Consider the following 14,054-nt stretch of genomic DNA (forward strand, 5'->3'; position numbering starts at 1 on the left):
GCGTCGACCTCGCGCCCAAATACGGTCTTCCGTAGCAGAGTTCACCGCTTCGAGCGACAGATATATGCACATCTTGATGGATGACCACCTGCGAGGGGTCCGAAGTGGCAGGCTGGCGCAAGGCACCATTCCGGGACTGTCCTCGTGCTCTTCGCTACGAGTCGGAGCCGAGCCCCGGTGGGAAAGGGACACGTCGCCATGGCAGACCTTCAGGAAGCATCCGTCACCCTGCCGAGCGATCCTGCCTCGGTCTCCGCGGCCCGGAAGTACGTCTCGAACGTCCTCGCGGAGTGGGGCCTCGCGGCCGACACGGACGTGGGCGACACGATCCGGCTCATCGTCTCCGAACTCGCCACGAACGCCGTCCAGCACACCCGCGGCGAATCGCCCACCTTCACGGTCGGCATCGAGCTGGACCGCGAGGAGCAGCTGCGCATCGGCGTCACCGACAGCCACCCCCGCTACCCCAAGCGGCTGCCCGCGGCCGTCCAGCAGGACAACGGCCGCGGCCTGGTGATCATCCGCTGGCTCACCATGGAGTGCGGCGGCCGTCTCTCGGTCACGCCCACCCCCGAGGGCGGCAAGACGGTCTGGATCGAGCTGCCCTGGACGGCGCCGGTCAGCGGCGGCGCGGCGGCCCCGTCGGCCTGGCCCTCACCCCGCTGAGCGCCCGAAGGCGCCCCGGAGCAGCGCCCGGAAGGTGTCCGCCGCGGGATGCGGTTCGTCGGTGCGGTGGACGACCGAGATCGTACGGCGCAGGTTCCCCGGCTCGAGGAGCCGCACCCCTACCGGCGCCGCCGGCGCCCGCGCCACCATCTCCGGGACGACGGCGATCCCGAGCCCGGAGCTGACCAGCGCGCACACCAGCGCGTAGTTCGGTGTCTCCACCAGGACCGAGGGTGTCGCCCCGGCCGCGGCGAGCGCGGACTCCACGCCCTGGCGGGGCGGATGCGCCGGCGCCACGCTGATCAGCGGGTGACCGGCGAGCTCGCTGAGGGGCAGCCGCGCCGAGGCGCTCGCGAGAGCGTGGCCGGGCGAGGTGACAAGGACCAGCTCCTCGACCAGGACCGGCTCCGCGGTCAGGGACGCGGGCAGCGGCGCCGGGGCCGTGGGCTCGTACGTGTGCGTCAGCGCCAGGTCGACCTCGCCCGCCGCCACGGCCGCCACGCCCAGCGGCGGTTCATAGCCCCGCACCGTCAGTTCGATGTCCGGGTGGGCGCGGCGGAACGCGGTCAGCGCGGGCGGCAACAGCTGGATCCCGGCATCGGTGAAGGTGCCCACGCTCAGTCTGTCGCCGGACAGGTCCGCAAGCTGGGCCAGTTCGTGCCGGGCCTGCTCCATCTCGTCGAGGACCCGGCGGGCCCGGGCGAGCAGCAGTTCGCCCGCGCCGGTGAGCCGTGCCCCGCGGTGATGCCGGACCAGGAGCGGGGCGCCCGCCTCGCGTTCGAGCTTGGCCAGCTGCTGGGAGAGTGCGGGCACGGTGTAGCCGAGGCGTTCGGCTGCGCGGGTGATCGACCCGGCCTCGGAGACCGCCACCAGTGCGGCGAGCCGCGTCGGGTCGTACATGGTCTCTCCCGTTGCAGGAGCCGACGGGCTGTGGTGCCGGGCGGTGCCGTCCGTCGGCGTGGGGCTGAAGGCCCGCTTGAGGCACACTCAGGGTATTTGACATACCTGCTGAAGGCAGAAGAACGGCGGGGGACGCCACGGCCGCGCTCAGCGTGCTCGGTCCGGTGCACCTCGCGTGCTCGGTCCGGTGCACCTCACCGCAGCCGCGATCGCCTGCCGTCGTCCGGCGTGTCCGATTCCCTGTCCTTGTCCGCGGCGCGACGCACCAGAAGGGGGAGCAGGCCCCACAGGCCAGCGCACGCCACCAGCGTGCCCGCGCTCGCGATGATGCCGCCGGTCCTGCCCACCGCCACGTCGACGACAAGCAGCACGGCACCCGAGACCGCGAACACCAGGACCACAAGACCGAGGCCGGCGAGGCGGGAGGACACCCGCACGATCAGCGGCTTGGCCCGCCGCCCGAAAAGCGACCTGTGCACGGCGGCCGGCGCGGTGAACAACGCCGCGGCGAGGACGGCGAGCAGCAGCGTGCTGACGTACGTGGCGCGCTGCGTCGTGTCGAGCGACGGAAACCGCTCGGTGAACGCGAGGGTCAGCAGGAACGCGAAGAGGATCTGCACCCCGGCCTGCGTCACACGCAGTTCCTGGAGGATCTCCGAGAAGTTGCGATCGGCTCGCTCGAAGCGCGTCTCGTGGCGCGGTGGCTCGTCCTCGGCACTGGAGCTGTGGTTTTCGGCCATGGCGTACGAGTATCCGTGCCGACGCCGTCCACGCCCGGCGGGCGCGCCGGTCATCGGGCTCGCGGGGCCCGGACGGGCGGTGGCGGCAGCGGAAGGGCCGCGGCCACCGCCCGACGGACGACGATCAGTGAAGGGTCATCAGCGCACCCTGCCGTACGAGACGCTCTTGGTCCAGATCTTCTCCAGCCGCACCACGGTGTTCGACTTCGGGGCGTGCCAGATCCGGCCCTTACCGGCGTAGATGCCGACGTGGTAGACGTTCCGGCCGGAGTGGAAGAAGACCAGGTCCCCGCGGACGCGCTTGGACGCGGAGATGTGGCGGGTCTTGTTGTACTGCTGTGCGGCGGTGCGTGGCAGCTTCTTGCCCGCGCGCTTGAACGAGTACTGGGTCAGGCCCGAGCAGTCGAAGCGGTGTGGTCCCGTCGCCCCGTAGCGGTACGGAGAGCCCTTCTTGGAGGCAGCGACCTTGAGCGCTTTGCTCGCATGCGTGGCGGCCTCTGCTTCCGGTGTGAGCCCCGGGGCCGCGAGGGTGCCGCCTACGACGGCGAGCGTGAGAGCGGATACCGATCCGACCCTCGTGAGCAGCGACGGAACATGATTCAGCGCGGTCATGCGCAACCCTTCGTCAGCCGCCTGTGAAGGATGACCTGTCGGATTCGGGCTGACAAAGTTGCCCGGCCGCGGTGTGCGGCTTCACCCCAAGGGTCGGCGTCCGGACCTTCCGGACCGACCCGTCATGCCTGGGTCCTCCACTCCTGCCGATGCACCGATGTCGACCGGTCATCCGGGCGGCGGCAGGATTCGGCGTCCGCCCGGACCGCCCCGCCGCTGTGGCGGGGGCTTGTCGTCGGAAGGGATCTTGACCCGAGAAGTGGTCAAATTCCGAGCCGAAACGGCGTTTTGTGAACCTCCTCACGACTGAACCGTTCGGGTGGACAGGGGTTGATTCGGGAGCGGCCCAGGGGGTCTGAGGACCGTTCGACCAGCACCGGAACGAGGAATTCCGGCCCCCGCGTACGCATCTGACGCAACCGAAGACGGCTCGAAAGACGACGATCGTCTACGCCGAACGAGGTAGCCCATTTGGTTCGTTTGGAACCGGCCCCGGACGACCCGGACTTCAGGCCTGCGGTGACGGGGGCTCAGGATGCACCTGGTGGCGGCACGGTGACCCGCCCGGCCCGTCGCTCCCCGTCGAGGACGCGCAGGGCCCGGGCCAGCGTCGGCGCGTGCACCGCGCTCTCGCCCCGCTGGTGCATGAGCGTCAGCGCGTCCCGCAGGGCCGTCGCGCTGCCGACCAGGGCCTGGGCCGCGCGCAGACCGCCGTAGGTGTCCGAGGCGCGGGCCGGGTTGATCCGGCCCACCAGGTCGACCACTTCGAGGTACCGGTCAATCAACTCGCCCTCGGCGCGGGTGAGTGCGGGCAGGGGAGGGAGTTCGGGTGGCAGCACCGCCGGTTCACCTCGCGTCCCGGGGCTCGGAGGACGACCTGCGGTTCGCGATGATCCGGTCCACCAGGCCGTACTCGACCGCCTCGGGGGCGCTGAAAATCTTGTCGCGCTCGATGTCGGCGGCGACGCGTTCCGTGCTCTGGCCCGTGTGCCGGGCGAGCAGCTTCTCCAGTTGGCCTCGGGTACGCAGGAGTTCGTCGGCCTGGATCGCCAGGTCGGACGTCTGGCCGTGGATCGGCTCGGCGATCGACGGCTGATGGACAAGGACCCGGGCGCCGGGCAGCGCGGACCGCTTGCCGGGGGTGCCCGCGGCAAGCAGGACGGCGGCCGCCGACGCGGCCTGGCCCAGGCAGGTCGTCTCCACGTCGCAGGAGACGAACTGGATCGTGTCGTAGATGGCCGTCATCGCGCTGAACGAGCCGCCGGGGGAGTTGATGTAGAGCGAGATGTCCCGATCGGGCGCGAGGTATTCGAGGTGCATGAACTGCGCCATCACGTCATTGGCGGAGGTCTCGTCGATCGGTGTCCCGAGGAAGACGATGCGCTCCGCGAGCAGCTTCGAGTACGGATCGAGGGTCCGCTGCCCCGTGCTGGTGCGTTCGGTGAACTCGGGCAGGACATGGCGGGCGAACGGTCGGTTCATGGCACGTCTCTCCTCTGCCGGGGGCGGCCGGCCCTCTGGGCTTCCTGTAAAAAAATGTACAGGACGTACGTATCGTTGTGGGGGAGAGCATCTTCGGGTGATCCGCCGGAGTCAACAGATGTGCCGTGTTTCAGCCGCTCGCTGAAAGCCGGGGTGGGGGCGCGCGGGGCCGCGTGGCGGGCGCGACGGCGTGGGCATGCTCCGGCTCGTCACCCGTCCGGTGGCGGGGCGGGCCCGTTCGCCGGGGCGCCGGTTGTCCGCCGCCGGTTGCCCGTCACAAGTCGTCAGCCGTCAGCCGTCAGCCGTCAGCCGTCGACCGCCAGCCGCCCCGAGCCGAAAGCGTCGTATGCAGCCCGAAGACCGCCAACTCCCCGCCGCCGCCCACGCCCCTGGGGGCCCTTGCGTCCCCGACGCCCCCGAAGTCCCCGAAGTCCCCGAAGTCCCCGAGATCGTCCACCTCACCGCCCGCGAACTCGCCGCCGGGATCCGCGCCCGCGAGCTGTCGGCGCGTGAGGTCGTCCAGGCACACCTCGACCGGATCGAGCAGGTCAACGGCGCCGTGAACGCCGTGGTGACCCTCACGGCCGAGCGCGCGCTCGACGAGGCGCGTACCGCCGACGAACAGACCGCGCGCGGCGCACCGCTCGGCCCGTTGCACGGCCTGCCCGTCGCGCACAAGGACACGCACGACACCCGCGGCATCCGCACCACCTACGGCACGCCGCTCCTCGCCGACAACGTCCCGGACCGCGACGAGTTGATCGTCGAGCGGATCCGCGGCGCCGGGGCGATCACCATCGGCAAGACCAACGTGCCCGAGTTCGCGGCCGGTTCGCACACCGTCAACCCGGTCTTCGGCCCTACCCGCAACCCCTACGACCTCCGGCGGTCGGCGGGCGGCAGCAGCGGGGGAGCGGCGGCCGCGCTCGCCTGCGGCATGCATCCCCTGGCCGACGGCAGCGACATGGGCGGTTCACTGCGCAACCCCGCCTCGTTCTGCAACGTGGTGGGGCTGCGCCCCTCGCCGGGCCGGGTGCCGACCTGGCCGGACGCCACCCCGTGGTCGACGATGGCCGTACAGGGACCGATGGCGCGAACCGTCGCAGACGCGGCCCTGCTGCTGTCCGTCGTCGCCGGCCCCGACCCGCGCTCGCCGATCTCCCTGGAGACACCGGGGAGTGCGTTCTCCGGGTCGCTCGAACGGGATCTGACCGGGCTGCGGATCGCCTGGTCGCCGGATCTGGGAGGAGCGGTGCCGGTCGACCGCGAGGTCACCGACGTGCTTGCGCCCGCCGTCACGGTCTTCGCCGATCTGGGCTGCACGGTGGAGGAGGCGTGCCCCGATCTCACCGGCGCCGACGAGGTGTTCCGGACCTTGCGCGCCTGGCAGTTCCATCTGGCGCTCGGTGCGCTCACCCGGACCGCGGCCGACCGGATCAAGCCCAGCCTCGTAAGGAACGTACAACAGGGGAGCACACTCACCGGCGTCGACCTGGAGCGCGCCACCGTGCTGCACGGGGAGCTGTTCCACCGGGTGCGGGAGTTCTTCGAGCGGTACGACGCCCTGATTCTGCCGACGAGCCAAGTCGTACCGTTTCCGGTCGAACGGGAATATCCGGGCATGGTCGGCGGGGTGGTGATGACCGACTATCTGGAGTGGATGCGCTCGGCGTATCTGGTGTCCGCGACCGGCAGTCCGGCCCTCGCGGTGCCCGCGGGGTTCACCCCGGAAGGCCTGCCGGTCGGCCTGCAGATCGTCGGGCCGCACCGCGGCGATCTACGGGTCCTGCAGATCGGTCACGCCTTCGAACAAGCCACCCGCCACGGCGAGCGGAGGCCGGGGCGGCCCGTTACTCGCCCGGACGGCCGGGTACTCGGGCGCCATGAACCGTTTGGAGCATCTGGACAAGAACCTCGTCGATGAGCTGACGCGTGCCGCCCGCGAGGCCGTACGCGAAGAACTGCGGGGCGAGTTGCGCAACGGACTGCGTGACGAACTGAGAGAGCAGACACGAAAACAGCGGCGCAAGGCCGCACTGTACGCGGGGGCGGGCGCCGCCGGTCTCTACGCGGGCGCCGCGCTCGCGCTCGCCTTCGGCCTCGCCGTCGCGCTCGGCCTGCCCGACTGGGCTGCCGCGCTGATCACCGCGGTGGTACTCGGCGTTGTCGCCCATCTCCTGCGTGACGCAGCCCGCCCCTCCGCCGCCCGCCCCTCCGCCGACACCCCCTCCGTGCCCGCTGCGCCCGTGTCCCCGCCACAGACTCCGGAGCGGCCGGTGACGCCGCCGACCGTGGACGCGACGCGTCCCGCCGGTGTGGACCCTGATGTGCCGCACCGCCCCGGCCGGTGAGCCGACCCGCCCCAATGTGGATGTTTGGCCAACGGATTACGGGCCACTCGTGAAGAAGAGGTGGCCATATTGAACACATCATCAGATCCAGCGAAGAAGAGGACGAGTTCACGGCAGTCGACCTCGAGCGCAAATGCGAAGTCGACCTCGAACTCCGCGAACTCGAACTCCGACAGCTCGAACGCGAAGAATTCAACCGAACAAGCGGAAAGCAGCGGGGCGAAGCGTCGCCCCGGCCCGATGGAGGTATTGCGCACGGCGCGCACCCAGCTCGCCGAACTCACCGGGATGGTCGCCGAATCCGTGTCGTCCTTCGAACAGACCGAAGACGGCTGGATGTTGGAGGTCGAGGTACTGGAACTCACCCGAGTGCCGGACACGATGAGTCTCCTGGCGAGCTACCAGGTGGAGTGCGACCCGCAGGGCGAACTCCTGGGTTATCGGCGCGTGCGCCGCTATGAACGCGGCCGCGCCGATTCCCAGAAGGGCGGAGGGCGGTAAATCCCTCGCTGCGTGAATCCCTGTACGGGAATTCCGCAGTTCTTTCCGCAGACTTCCCAGAAAAGGAGGGTCGGTCGGCATGACCGTAGTTCCTGCACAACAGTCCGGCGGCTCGGGCGGCACCAGTGGCCTGTACGACGTCCTGGAGCTCGTCCTTGACCGTGGCCTCGTCATCGACGCCTTCGTGCGTGTCTCGCTCGTCGGCATCGAGATTCTGAAGATCGATGTGCGTGTGGTCGTCGCCAGCGTCGACACCTACCTGCGCTTCGCCGAGGCGTGCAACCGCCTCGACCTGGAGGCGGGCCCGCACAAGAACCCCGGTCTGCCCGACCTCGTGGGCGAGATGACCGAATCCGGTGCGCGCGGCAAGTCGAAGGGCGCCCTGTCCGGTGCCGCCGAGACCATCTCCGACGCGTTCAAGCAGTCCCGTGAAGAGGGCCAGACCGAGTCCCGTCCGCGCGCACGCAAGACGTCCGCGCGCAGGAAGGAGGAGCAGGAATGAGCACGTACGTCTATGGCATCACCGCGAGTTCCCACCCCTCGCTCCCCGAGGGCATGGAAGGCGTCGGGAAGCCGGCACGCCCCGTGCGCATCCTCAAGGAAGGCAGCCTGGCGGCCATCGTCAGTGACGCGCCCGAGGGGCTGCGCCCCAAGCGCAACGACCTGCTCGCCCACCAGAACGTGCTGAGCGAGGCGGGTTCCGCGGGGCCGGTCCTTCCCATGCGGTTCGGCAACGTCGCCCCGGACGACGGGGCCGTCACCAGCGTGCTCGCCGAGCGCGCCGAGCACTACCTCGAGCGGCTCGCCACGCTGGAGGGCAAGGTCGAGTACAACGTCAAGGCCAGCCACGACGAGCAGGCCGCCCTGCATCGCGTGATGGCCGACAACCCCGAGGTGCAGTCCCTGGCCGAGGCCAACCGGCAGGCCGGCGGCGGCAGTTACGAGCAGAAGCTGCAGCTCGGCGAGGCGGTCGTGGCCGCGCTCCAGGCGCGGGAGGCCGAGGACGCGGTGGAACTGCACCGCCTCCTGGAGCCGACCGCGGAGGCGGTCAGCGTGGGTCCCGAGTCCACGGGATGGCTGGCCAACCTGTCGCTCCTGGTCGAGCGTGATTCGCCCGGCGCGTTCCTCGAAGCCGTCGAGGAAGCCCGCAAGGCCTATCCGCACATCGAACTGCGTGTCAACGGACCGCTGCCGCCCTACAGCTTCGTCGAGCCCGGGCCCTCCGAGCCCGCGGGAGCCGCGTCGGAGCCCATGGGGTCGCACATGGGCCAGGAGTAGGTCATGGGACTGATCGGCGAAGTGCTGATGCTGCCGTTCGCACCCGTGCGCGGCGGCCTCTGGGCGGTGAGCCAGGTACTCGCCGAGGCCGAGCGCCTCTACTACGACCCGGCCACCGTCCGCGCCGAACTCGCCCAGCTCGAGGAACGGCTCGAGTCGGGCGAGATCAGCGAGGAGGAATTCGACCGCCAGGAGGACGAGTTGCTCGACCGCCTGGAAACAGGCCTGCACTCCGGTGCGGGAACCGACAACGGGACCACACGATGAATCGACTCGGCATGGGCCTCGCCGTAGGGGCCGGATACGTCCTAGGGCGTACGAAGAAGATGAAACTCGCGTTCGCGGTCGGCACCATGGTGGCCGGCAAGCGGATGAACCTGAGCCCGCGCGCCATCGGGGACCTGCTCTCCCAACAGCTGCAGAACAACCCGCAGTTCAAGGAGATCGGCGACCAGTTGCGCGGGGACCTGCGCGGAGTCGGCAAGGCCGCCTCCGGCGCGTTGCTCGAGCGGCAGATCTCGGGTCTCGCCGACCGGCTGCACGGACGTACGGCGGACGTGCGGGACCAGCTCGCGGGCGTGAAGCCGGACATACCGGGCCGCGGCGGCAAGAACGAAGAAGACGACCCGGACGACGAGTACGCGGAGTACGACGAGGACCGCGACCGGGACGACCGCGATGACCGCGACGAGCGGGACGACGAGGACGAGGAGGCCGCCGAGGCGGAGTCGGAGCCCGAGGAGAAGCCCCGGCCCCGCAAGAGGGCCCCCGAGCGGAAGCCCGCCGCCAAGAAGACGGCCGCCAAGAAGAGCCCCGCCAAGAAGCCGGCGGCACAGAAGACGGCACAGAAGAGCCCTGCGAAGAAGACGGCGAAGAAGGCTCCCGCCAGGGCCGCGGCGAAGTCCACCGCGCGCCGCTCCACCGGGGCCCGGTTGCCGAAGGAGGGCGGTCGTGATGAGTGACACCCTGAAGTCCGGCAAGAACGGGGCGAAGGAGAATCCGCTCGCCGGCATCGCCCAGAGCGAGGCCGCCGACCGGCTCAAGGCAGAGGTCCAGGACTACCTCGGGGCCCAGGCGCAGCGCCTGCTCACCGGCGTGGGCCACAAGCTCGGCGAGACGACGAACAAGCTCAATGACATCGCCGACGGCAAAAGCCCCGGCTTCGCCAAGCTGGCCCTCGACGGCGGCCGCAAAATGGCCGAGGGCAAGGGACCGCTGCGCTCCGCCATCGAGGTCGGCGCGGGACGGGCCAAGGACAACGTGGTCGGCGCCTTCAAGAACATGACCGGCGGCAAGGGCCGCAAAAAGGGCGGAGCCGGCCAGAAGCCCACGGTCATCATGGAGTTCATCGATGTCGGCGTGCCGCTGCGCACGGCGTACGACCAGTGGACCCAGTACCAGGAGTTCAGCACTTTCGCCAAGGGCGTCAAGAGCGCGAACCGTGCCGACGACACCACATCCGACTGGCAGGCCAAGATCTTCTGGTCCAGCCGGAGCTGGAAGGCCCACACCACCGAGCAGGTGGCGGACGACCGGATCGCCTGGACCTCGGAGGGCGCGAAGGGCACGACGAAGGGCGTCGTCAGCTTCCACTCGCTGGCGGAGAACCTGACGCGTGTCCTGCTGGTCCTGGAGTACTACCCGAAGGGCCTCTTCGAGAAGACCGGCAACATCTGGCGCGCCCAGGGCCGCCGGGCGCGGCTCGACCTGAAGAACTTCGCCCGCTTCATCACCATCAAGGGCGAGGCGGAGGACGGCTGGCGCGGTGAGATCCGCGACGGCGAGGTCGTCATCAGCCACGAGGACGCTCTCGAAGAGGAGCAGAACGAGCAAGAGGGCGAATCGCGGGACGACGCCGAGGACGAGTACGAGGGCGAGGACCAGGAACAGGACCAGCCCGAGGAGTCGTACGAGGACGAAGAGGAAGAAGACCGCGAGGACGAGGAACGGCCCGAAGCGTCCTACGAAGACGAGAACCAGGACGAGGAGGACGAGGAGCAGCAGCCCGAGGAGTCCTACGAGGACGAAGAGGACGAGGGCGAGGAAGAGGCCAAGTACGACGAGGACGAGGGTGAAGAAGACGAAGAGGACGCCAAGTACGACGAAGAGCCCGCGGTGAGCGGGAGTCGCCGATGACCATGCCCAGCCGGATGCCCGAGCCGTACGGGCAGGGCGGTGGCGCGAACCTCGCCGACATCCTGGAGCGCGTACTCGACAAGGGCATCGTGATCGCCGGGGACATCCGGATCAACCTGCTCGACATCGAACTGCTGACCATCAAGCTGCGACTCATCGTGGCCTCCGTCGACAAGGCGAAGGAGATGGGAATCGACTGGTGGGAGGACGACCCCGCGCTGTCCTCCGGCGCGCGCCGCAAGGAACTGGCGCGCGAGAACGCCGAGTTGCGCGCCCAGGTCGCCGAACTGGAGCAAGGCACGGCGGAGCGGCGCACGGTGGAGCGAGGCAAATCCGAGCAGAGCAGTCCGGAGCCAAGCAAGGCCAAGCAGAGCAAGACAGAGCATAGTAAGACAGAGCAGAGCAAGACGGCGCGGAGCAAGTCGGAGGAAAGCACATGAGCGGACTGCGGTACGTCTACGCCATCTGCCGTCCCTTCGACGCGGCGCTCCAGGCGCAGGTGACCGGGGTGGACGGCGCGCCCCCCGGTCAGCTGTCGCACCACGGCCTGATCGCCGTGGTCGGCACGGTGCCGGAACAGGACTTCGCGGAGGAGCCGCTCCGGCGCCATCTGGAGGACCTGGACTGGCTGAGCGCGACCGCACGCGCCCACCAGGCCGTGATCGACGCGCTCACCGCCGTCACCACGCCGCTGCCGCTGCGGCTCGCCACCGTCTTCAGGGACGACGCGGGCGTGCGCGCCATGATGGAGGAGCGGGAAAACTCCTTCCACCGGACGCTCGACCGGCTCGACGGCCGGGTGGAATGGGGCGTCAAGATCCATGCCGAGGCGGAGGCTGCCCGCCCGGCGCAGGAGGCCCAGAAGGCCGCGAGCGGCAGGGACTATCTGCGCCAGCGGCGCCAGCGCAACAAGGCCCACGAGGAGATGTGGGAGAGCGCCGAGAAGTTCGCGCACCGGCTGCACGGGCTGCTCTGCGAGAACGCGGAGGACGCGCGGCTGCACGCGCCCCAGAACTCCGCGCTCTCCCGCGAATCGGGCCGCAACGTACTCAACGCGTCCTATCTGGTGCCGCGTTCCGAGTCGGAAGCCTTCGCCGAACTGGTGGAAGGCGTGAAGGGCGACGAATCCGCCCTGCGCGTGGAACTGACCGGGCCGTGGGCCGCGTACTCCTTCGCCGGCCTGGAGGCCGACGACGAGGCCGCCGACGGTGCGGTGGGAGAGGCGGGACTGTGACAGTCGTCGAACGCAGGGAGGTCGCCCTGGTCGACCTGCTCGACCGGTTGCTCGCGGGCGGGGTCGTCATCACCGGCGACCTCACCCTGCGCATCGCAGACGTCGATCTCGTCCGTATCGACCTGAACGCACTGATCAGCTCGGTGAACGAGCAAGTCCCGTCACCTTTCGAGGATTTGCTGTGAGCGAGGAGTTGCCGTGAGCGAGAGGACCGAGAGGACCGAGAGGACACCGGGGAAGAACCGGCTGGAACTCGAACCGGACACGGTGGAACGCGACCTGATCAAACTCGTTCTCACCGTCGTGGAGCTGCTGCGTCAGCTCATGGAGCGACAGGCCGTGCGCCGGTTCGACACCGGGGAACTCGACGAGGACCAGGAGGAACGCATCGGCCTGACGCTGATGCTCCTCGACGACCGTATGGCCGAACTGCGCGATCGGTACGGCCTCAAACCCGAGGACCTGAACCTGGACCTCGGGCCCCTCGGGCCACTGCTCCCGAGGGACTAGCCCGAACGGCGCCCCCCGTGGGGAGCCGCCGGCTACACGCACCCGTGAGCGAGCCCCGGATACCGACGTCCGGGGCTCGCTCACGGGTGCGTGCTCAGTTGTTCCGCCAGCAGGTGTTCCTCTAGCGAGACGGTTCCTCGACGACGCGTACGGTGTCGAGGCCCGGGTCCGCCGCGTCCGGCACGTTCATGCCGGCCTCCTTGCCGGTGCGCAGATAGCGCAGCACCGGCTCGGTGAGTCGTTCGCCGGGCAGCGCCGCGGGGATGCCCGGCGGATACGGCGTCAGCATCTCCGCCGCGACGCGTCCCGCCGCATCGGCGATCGGCACGTCGACGGTGGTCCCGAAGTAAGCGTCGCGGGGCAGCTCGACCTGGGCGAGACGGAGCTCGGAGGGAGGGGGGACCTCCACCTCGGGCACCGGGCGCAGTGCGGGAGCGGTATCGGACAGGGCCCGCAGCGCGGCCAGGAGTTGATCCGTGGTCTCCCGGTCGTCGGCGTGGGTGAGCTGGGTACTGATGCGGCGGTGGTCGGACAGGTGCGCCTCGATCGAGCGGTGCTCGCGCAGCCAGTCCGCCGCCCGGTAGCCCGAGGTGCCGAGCTCGCTCACGTCGATGACGACCGGCAGCGGATCGAAGTCGGCGGCGGGCCCGCAGAAGTCGGCGCGGTCGTTCACGTGCAGTCCGTCGATCTCCTCGATCGCCGCCCGTACGTCGGCCGCCAGATTCAGGGCACCCCCCATCAGCTCCTTGCCCCGCAGGGCCATCTGCCGGCGCCAGCCGTCGAGACCGGCGTAGATGAGCACGGAAGGGCTTGTGGTGCCGAACAGATCCGCGCGGGACTTCAGCACCGTCGAATCGATCAGATCGCCCTGGAGATGGAAGACGGAGCCCTGCTCGAGGCCGCTGCCCATCTTGTGGATGCTCGTCACACAGATGTCGGCGCCCGCGTCCATCGCCCAGGACGGCAGATCGGGATGGAACGGCAGGTGCGCGCCCCAGGCCTCGTCCACGATCAGCGGCAGGGAGCGGCGGTGGCAGACCTCCGCGATGCCCCGCAGGTCGGCGCAGCTCCCGTACGGCGTGGGGCTGGTGACCAGGGCGCCCTTCGCGTCGGGATGGGCGTCGAAGGCCGCTGCGAAGTCCGCCGCCGTGGGTGGGTGCGCCAGATGGCGGTCGGGGTCCCAGGAAGGGTCGACCCAGACCGGGCGGATCCCGGAGAGGATCAGGGCCGATACGACCGACTTGTGCGCGTCACGCCCGATGAGCAGTTCGTCGTGCGGCCCCGCCGCCGACAGCATCGCCGCCTTGACCGAAAGGGAGCTGCCGCACGTCGAGAAGAAGGTGTGCGTCGCGTGCACGGCGTCGGCCATCAAACGCTCGGCCCGCTCGAGGACCCGGCCGCGGGAGCGGCGGTCGTCGAGACTGCCCGAGGCGAGGAGGTCACCGTGGAAGACGGCGTCGCCGAGGACCTGCCGCACCAGGGGATCGGCGCCCCTTGCCTGTTTGTGGCCCGGCGGGGTGAAGGCGATGCGGCCCTTTCTGCGGTGTTCGGCCAGAGCTTCGAGTACGGGGGCCCGTGTGTGGTCGACGGTCATGGATCACGAGTTCCCGTAGCCCGCGAAGGTCAATCAGAGTGACTGTCCCA

General features: G+C 69.8%; 19 protein-coding genes and 1 riboswitch. Of the genes, 13 read left to right on the forward strand and 6 right to left on the reverse strand.

All coding sequences use genetic code 11. The features are described from left to right. The first annotated feature begins 198 nt into the window (after positions 1-198). Positions 199-666: an ATP-binding protein gene (locus tag IE226_RS00410; RefSeq protein WP_190078877.1), complete on the forward strand. Its 468-nt coding sequence runs from the start codon at positions 199-201 to the stop codon at positions 664-666. Here IE226_RS00410 and IE226_RS00415 read toward each other — a convergent pair. From IE226_RS00415 to IE226_RS00435, 5 genes are all read right to left on the reverse strand, one after another. After that, complete coding sequence (locus IE226_RS00415; protein ID WP_190078878.1) at positions 655-1,566, reverse strand: LysR family transcriptional regulator; 912 nt, start codon at positions 1,564-1,566, stop codon at positions 655-657. The two genes, IE226_RS00410 and IE226_RS00415, sit on opposite strands and share 12 nt — an antisense overlap. Before the next feature lie 194 nt (positions 1,567-1,760). Further along, on the reverse strand, positions 1,761-2,306 hold the full coding sequence (locus IE226_RS00420) for a DUF6328 family protein (RefSeq protein ID WP_190078879.1): 546 nt from the start codon (positions 2,304-2,306) through the stop codon (positions 1,761-1,763). A gap of 138 nt (positions 2,307-2,444) precedes the next feature. After that, a complete protein-coding gene (locus tag IE226_RS00425; protein WP_190078880.1) occupies positions 2,445-2,918 on the reverse strand; it encodes a C40 family peptidase in 474 nt (157 codons plus the stop codon). Positions 2,919-2,921: 3 nt separating this feature from the next. Then, positions 2,922-3,114: riboswitch (cyclic di-AMP (ydaO/yuaA leader) on the reverse strand. Positions 3,115-3,448: 334 nt separating this feature from the next. Further along, entirely contained in the window at positions 3,449-3,757 is a 309-nt protein-coding gene (locus IE226_RS00430) for a hypothetical protein (protein ID WP_190078881.1), read from the reverse strand. Between the two features lie 7 nt (positions 3,758-3,764). After that, positions 3,765-4,400, reverse strand: coding sequence for an ATP-dependent Clp protease proteolytic subunit (locus tag IE226_RS00435; protein ID WP_190078882.1), 636 nt, complete (start codon positions 4,398-4,400; stop codon positions 3,765-3,767). 346 nt (positions 4,401-4,746) lie between these two features. Here IE226_RS00435 and IE226_RS00440 point away from each other — a divergent pair, with 346 nt between their 5' ends. From IE226_RS00440 to IE226_RS00495, 12 genes are all read left to right on the forward strand, one after another. Then, positions 4,747-6,324, forward strand: a complete 1,578-nt coding sequence (locus IE226_RS00440) for an amidase (protein ID WP_190078883.1) — start codon at positions 4,747-4,749, stop codon at positions 6,322-6,324. Continuing rightward, on the forward strand, positions 6,284-6,751 hold the full coding sequence (locus IE226_RS00445) for a phage holin family protein (RefSeq protein WP_190078884.1): 468 nt from the start codon (positions 6,284-6,286) through the stop codon (positions 6,749-6,751). The genes IE226_RS00440 and IE226_RS00445 overlap by 41 nt, the downstream gene beginning before the upstream one ends. A 69-nt stretch (positions 6,752-6,820) precedes the next feature. Continuing rightward, complete coding sequence (locus IE226_RS00450; protein ID WP_190079519.1) at positions 6,821-7,252, forward strand: gas vesicle protein GvpO; 432 nt, start codon at positions 6,821-6,823, stop codon at positions 7,250-7,252. Positions 7,253-7,331: 79 nt separating this feature from the next. Beyond that, on the forward strand, positions 7,332-7,754 hold the full coding sequence (locus tag IE226_RS00455) for a gas vesicle structural protein GvpA (protein ID WP_190078885.1): 423 nt from the start codon (positions 7,332-7,334) through the stop codon (positions 7,752-7,754). Then, the gene (locus IE226_RS00460) at positions 7,751-8,530 is read left to right on the forward strand and encodes a GvpL/GvpF family gas vesicle protein (RefSeq protein ID WP_190078886.1); all 780 of its coding nucleotides are present in this window, start codon (positions 7,751-7,753) and stop codon (positions 8,528-8,530) included. Before IE226_RS00455 ends, IE226_RS00460 begins: the two co-directional genes overlap by 4 nt. A 3-nt stretch (positions 8,531-8,533) precedes the next feature. Continuing rightward, positions 8,534-8,797, forward strand: a complete 264-nt coding sequence (locus tag IE226_RS00465) for a gas vesicle protein GvpG (RefSeq protein WP_190078887.1) — start codon at positions 8,534-8,536, stop codon at positions 8,795-8,797. Beyond that, entirely contained in the window at positions 8,794-9,492 is a 699-nt protein-coding gene (locus IE226_RS00470) for a DNA primase (RefSeq protein ID WP_190078888.1), read from the forward strand. Before IE226_RS00465 ends, IE226_RS00470 begins: the two co-directional genes overlap by 4 nt. Next, complete coding sequence (locus IE226_RS00475) at positions 9,485-10,666, forward strand: SRPBCC family protein (RefSeq protein WP_190078889.1); 1,182 nt, start codon at positions 9,485-9,487, stop codon at positions 10,664-10,666. The genes IE226_RS00470 and IE226_RS00475 overlap by 8 nt, the downstream gene beginning before the upstream one ends. After that, complete coding sequence (locus IE226_RS00480) at positions 10,663-11,106, forward strand: gas vesicle protein (RefSeq protein ID WP_190078890.1); 444 nt, start codon at positions 10,663-10,665, stop codon at positions 11,104-11,106. The genes IE226_RS00475 and IE226_RS00480 overlap by 4 nt, the downstream gene beginning before the upstream one ends. After that, positions 11,103-11,900: a GvpL/GvpF family gas vesicle protein gene (locus IE226_RS00485; protein WP_190078891.1), complete on the forward strand. Its 798-nt coding sequence runs from the start codon at positions 11,103-11,105 to the stop codon at positions 11,898-11,900. The genes IE226_RS00480 and IE226_RS00485 overlap by 4 nt, the downstream gene beginning before the upstream one ends. Continuing rightward, positions 11,897-12,085, forward strand: coding sequence for a gas vesicle protein (locus IE226_RS00490; protein ID WP_190078892.1), 189 nt, complete (start codon positions 11,897-11,899; stop codon positions 12,083-12,085). The genes IE226_RS00485 and IE226_RS00490 overlap by 4 nt, the downstream gene beginning before the upstream one ends. Positions 12,086-12,098: 13 nt before the next feature. Next, positions 12,099-12,410 (forward strand): gas vesicle protein K, encoded by a 312-nt coding sequence (locus IE226_RS00495; RefSeq protein WP_190078893.1) that lies wholly within the window; start codon positions 12,099-12,101, stop codon positions 12,408-12,410. A gap of 121 nt (positions 12,411-12,531) precedes the next feature. On the opposite strand, the gene IE226_RS00500 is transcribed toward IE226_RS00495, so the two are convergent. Continuing rightward, positions 12,532-14,004, reverse strand: a complete 1,473-nt coding sequence (locus tag IE226_RS00500) for an aminotransferase class I/II-fold pyridoxal phosphate-dependent enzyme (RefSeq protein WP_190078894.1) — start codon at positions 14,002-14,004, stop codon at positions 12,532-12,534. Between the last annotated feature and the right edge of the window lie 50 nt (positions 14,005-14,054).

The sequence above is a fragment of the Streptomyces longisporoflavus genome (genome assembly GCF_014649775.1).
In the GTDB taxonomy this organism is placed as follows: domain Bacteria; phylum Actinomycetota; class Actinomycetes; order Streptomycetales; family Streptomycetaceae; genus Streptomyces; species Streptomyces longisporoflavus.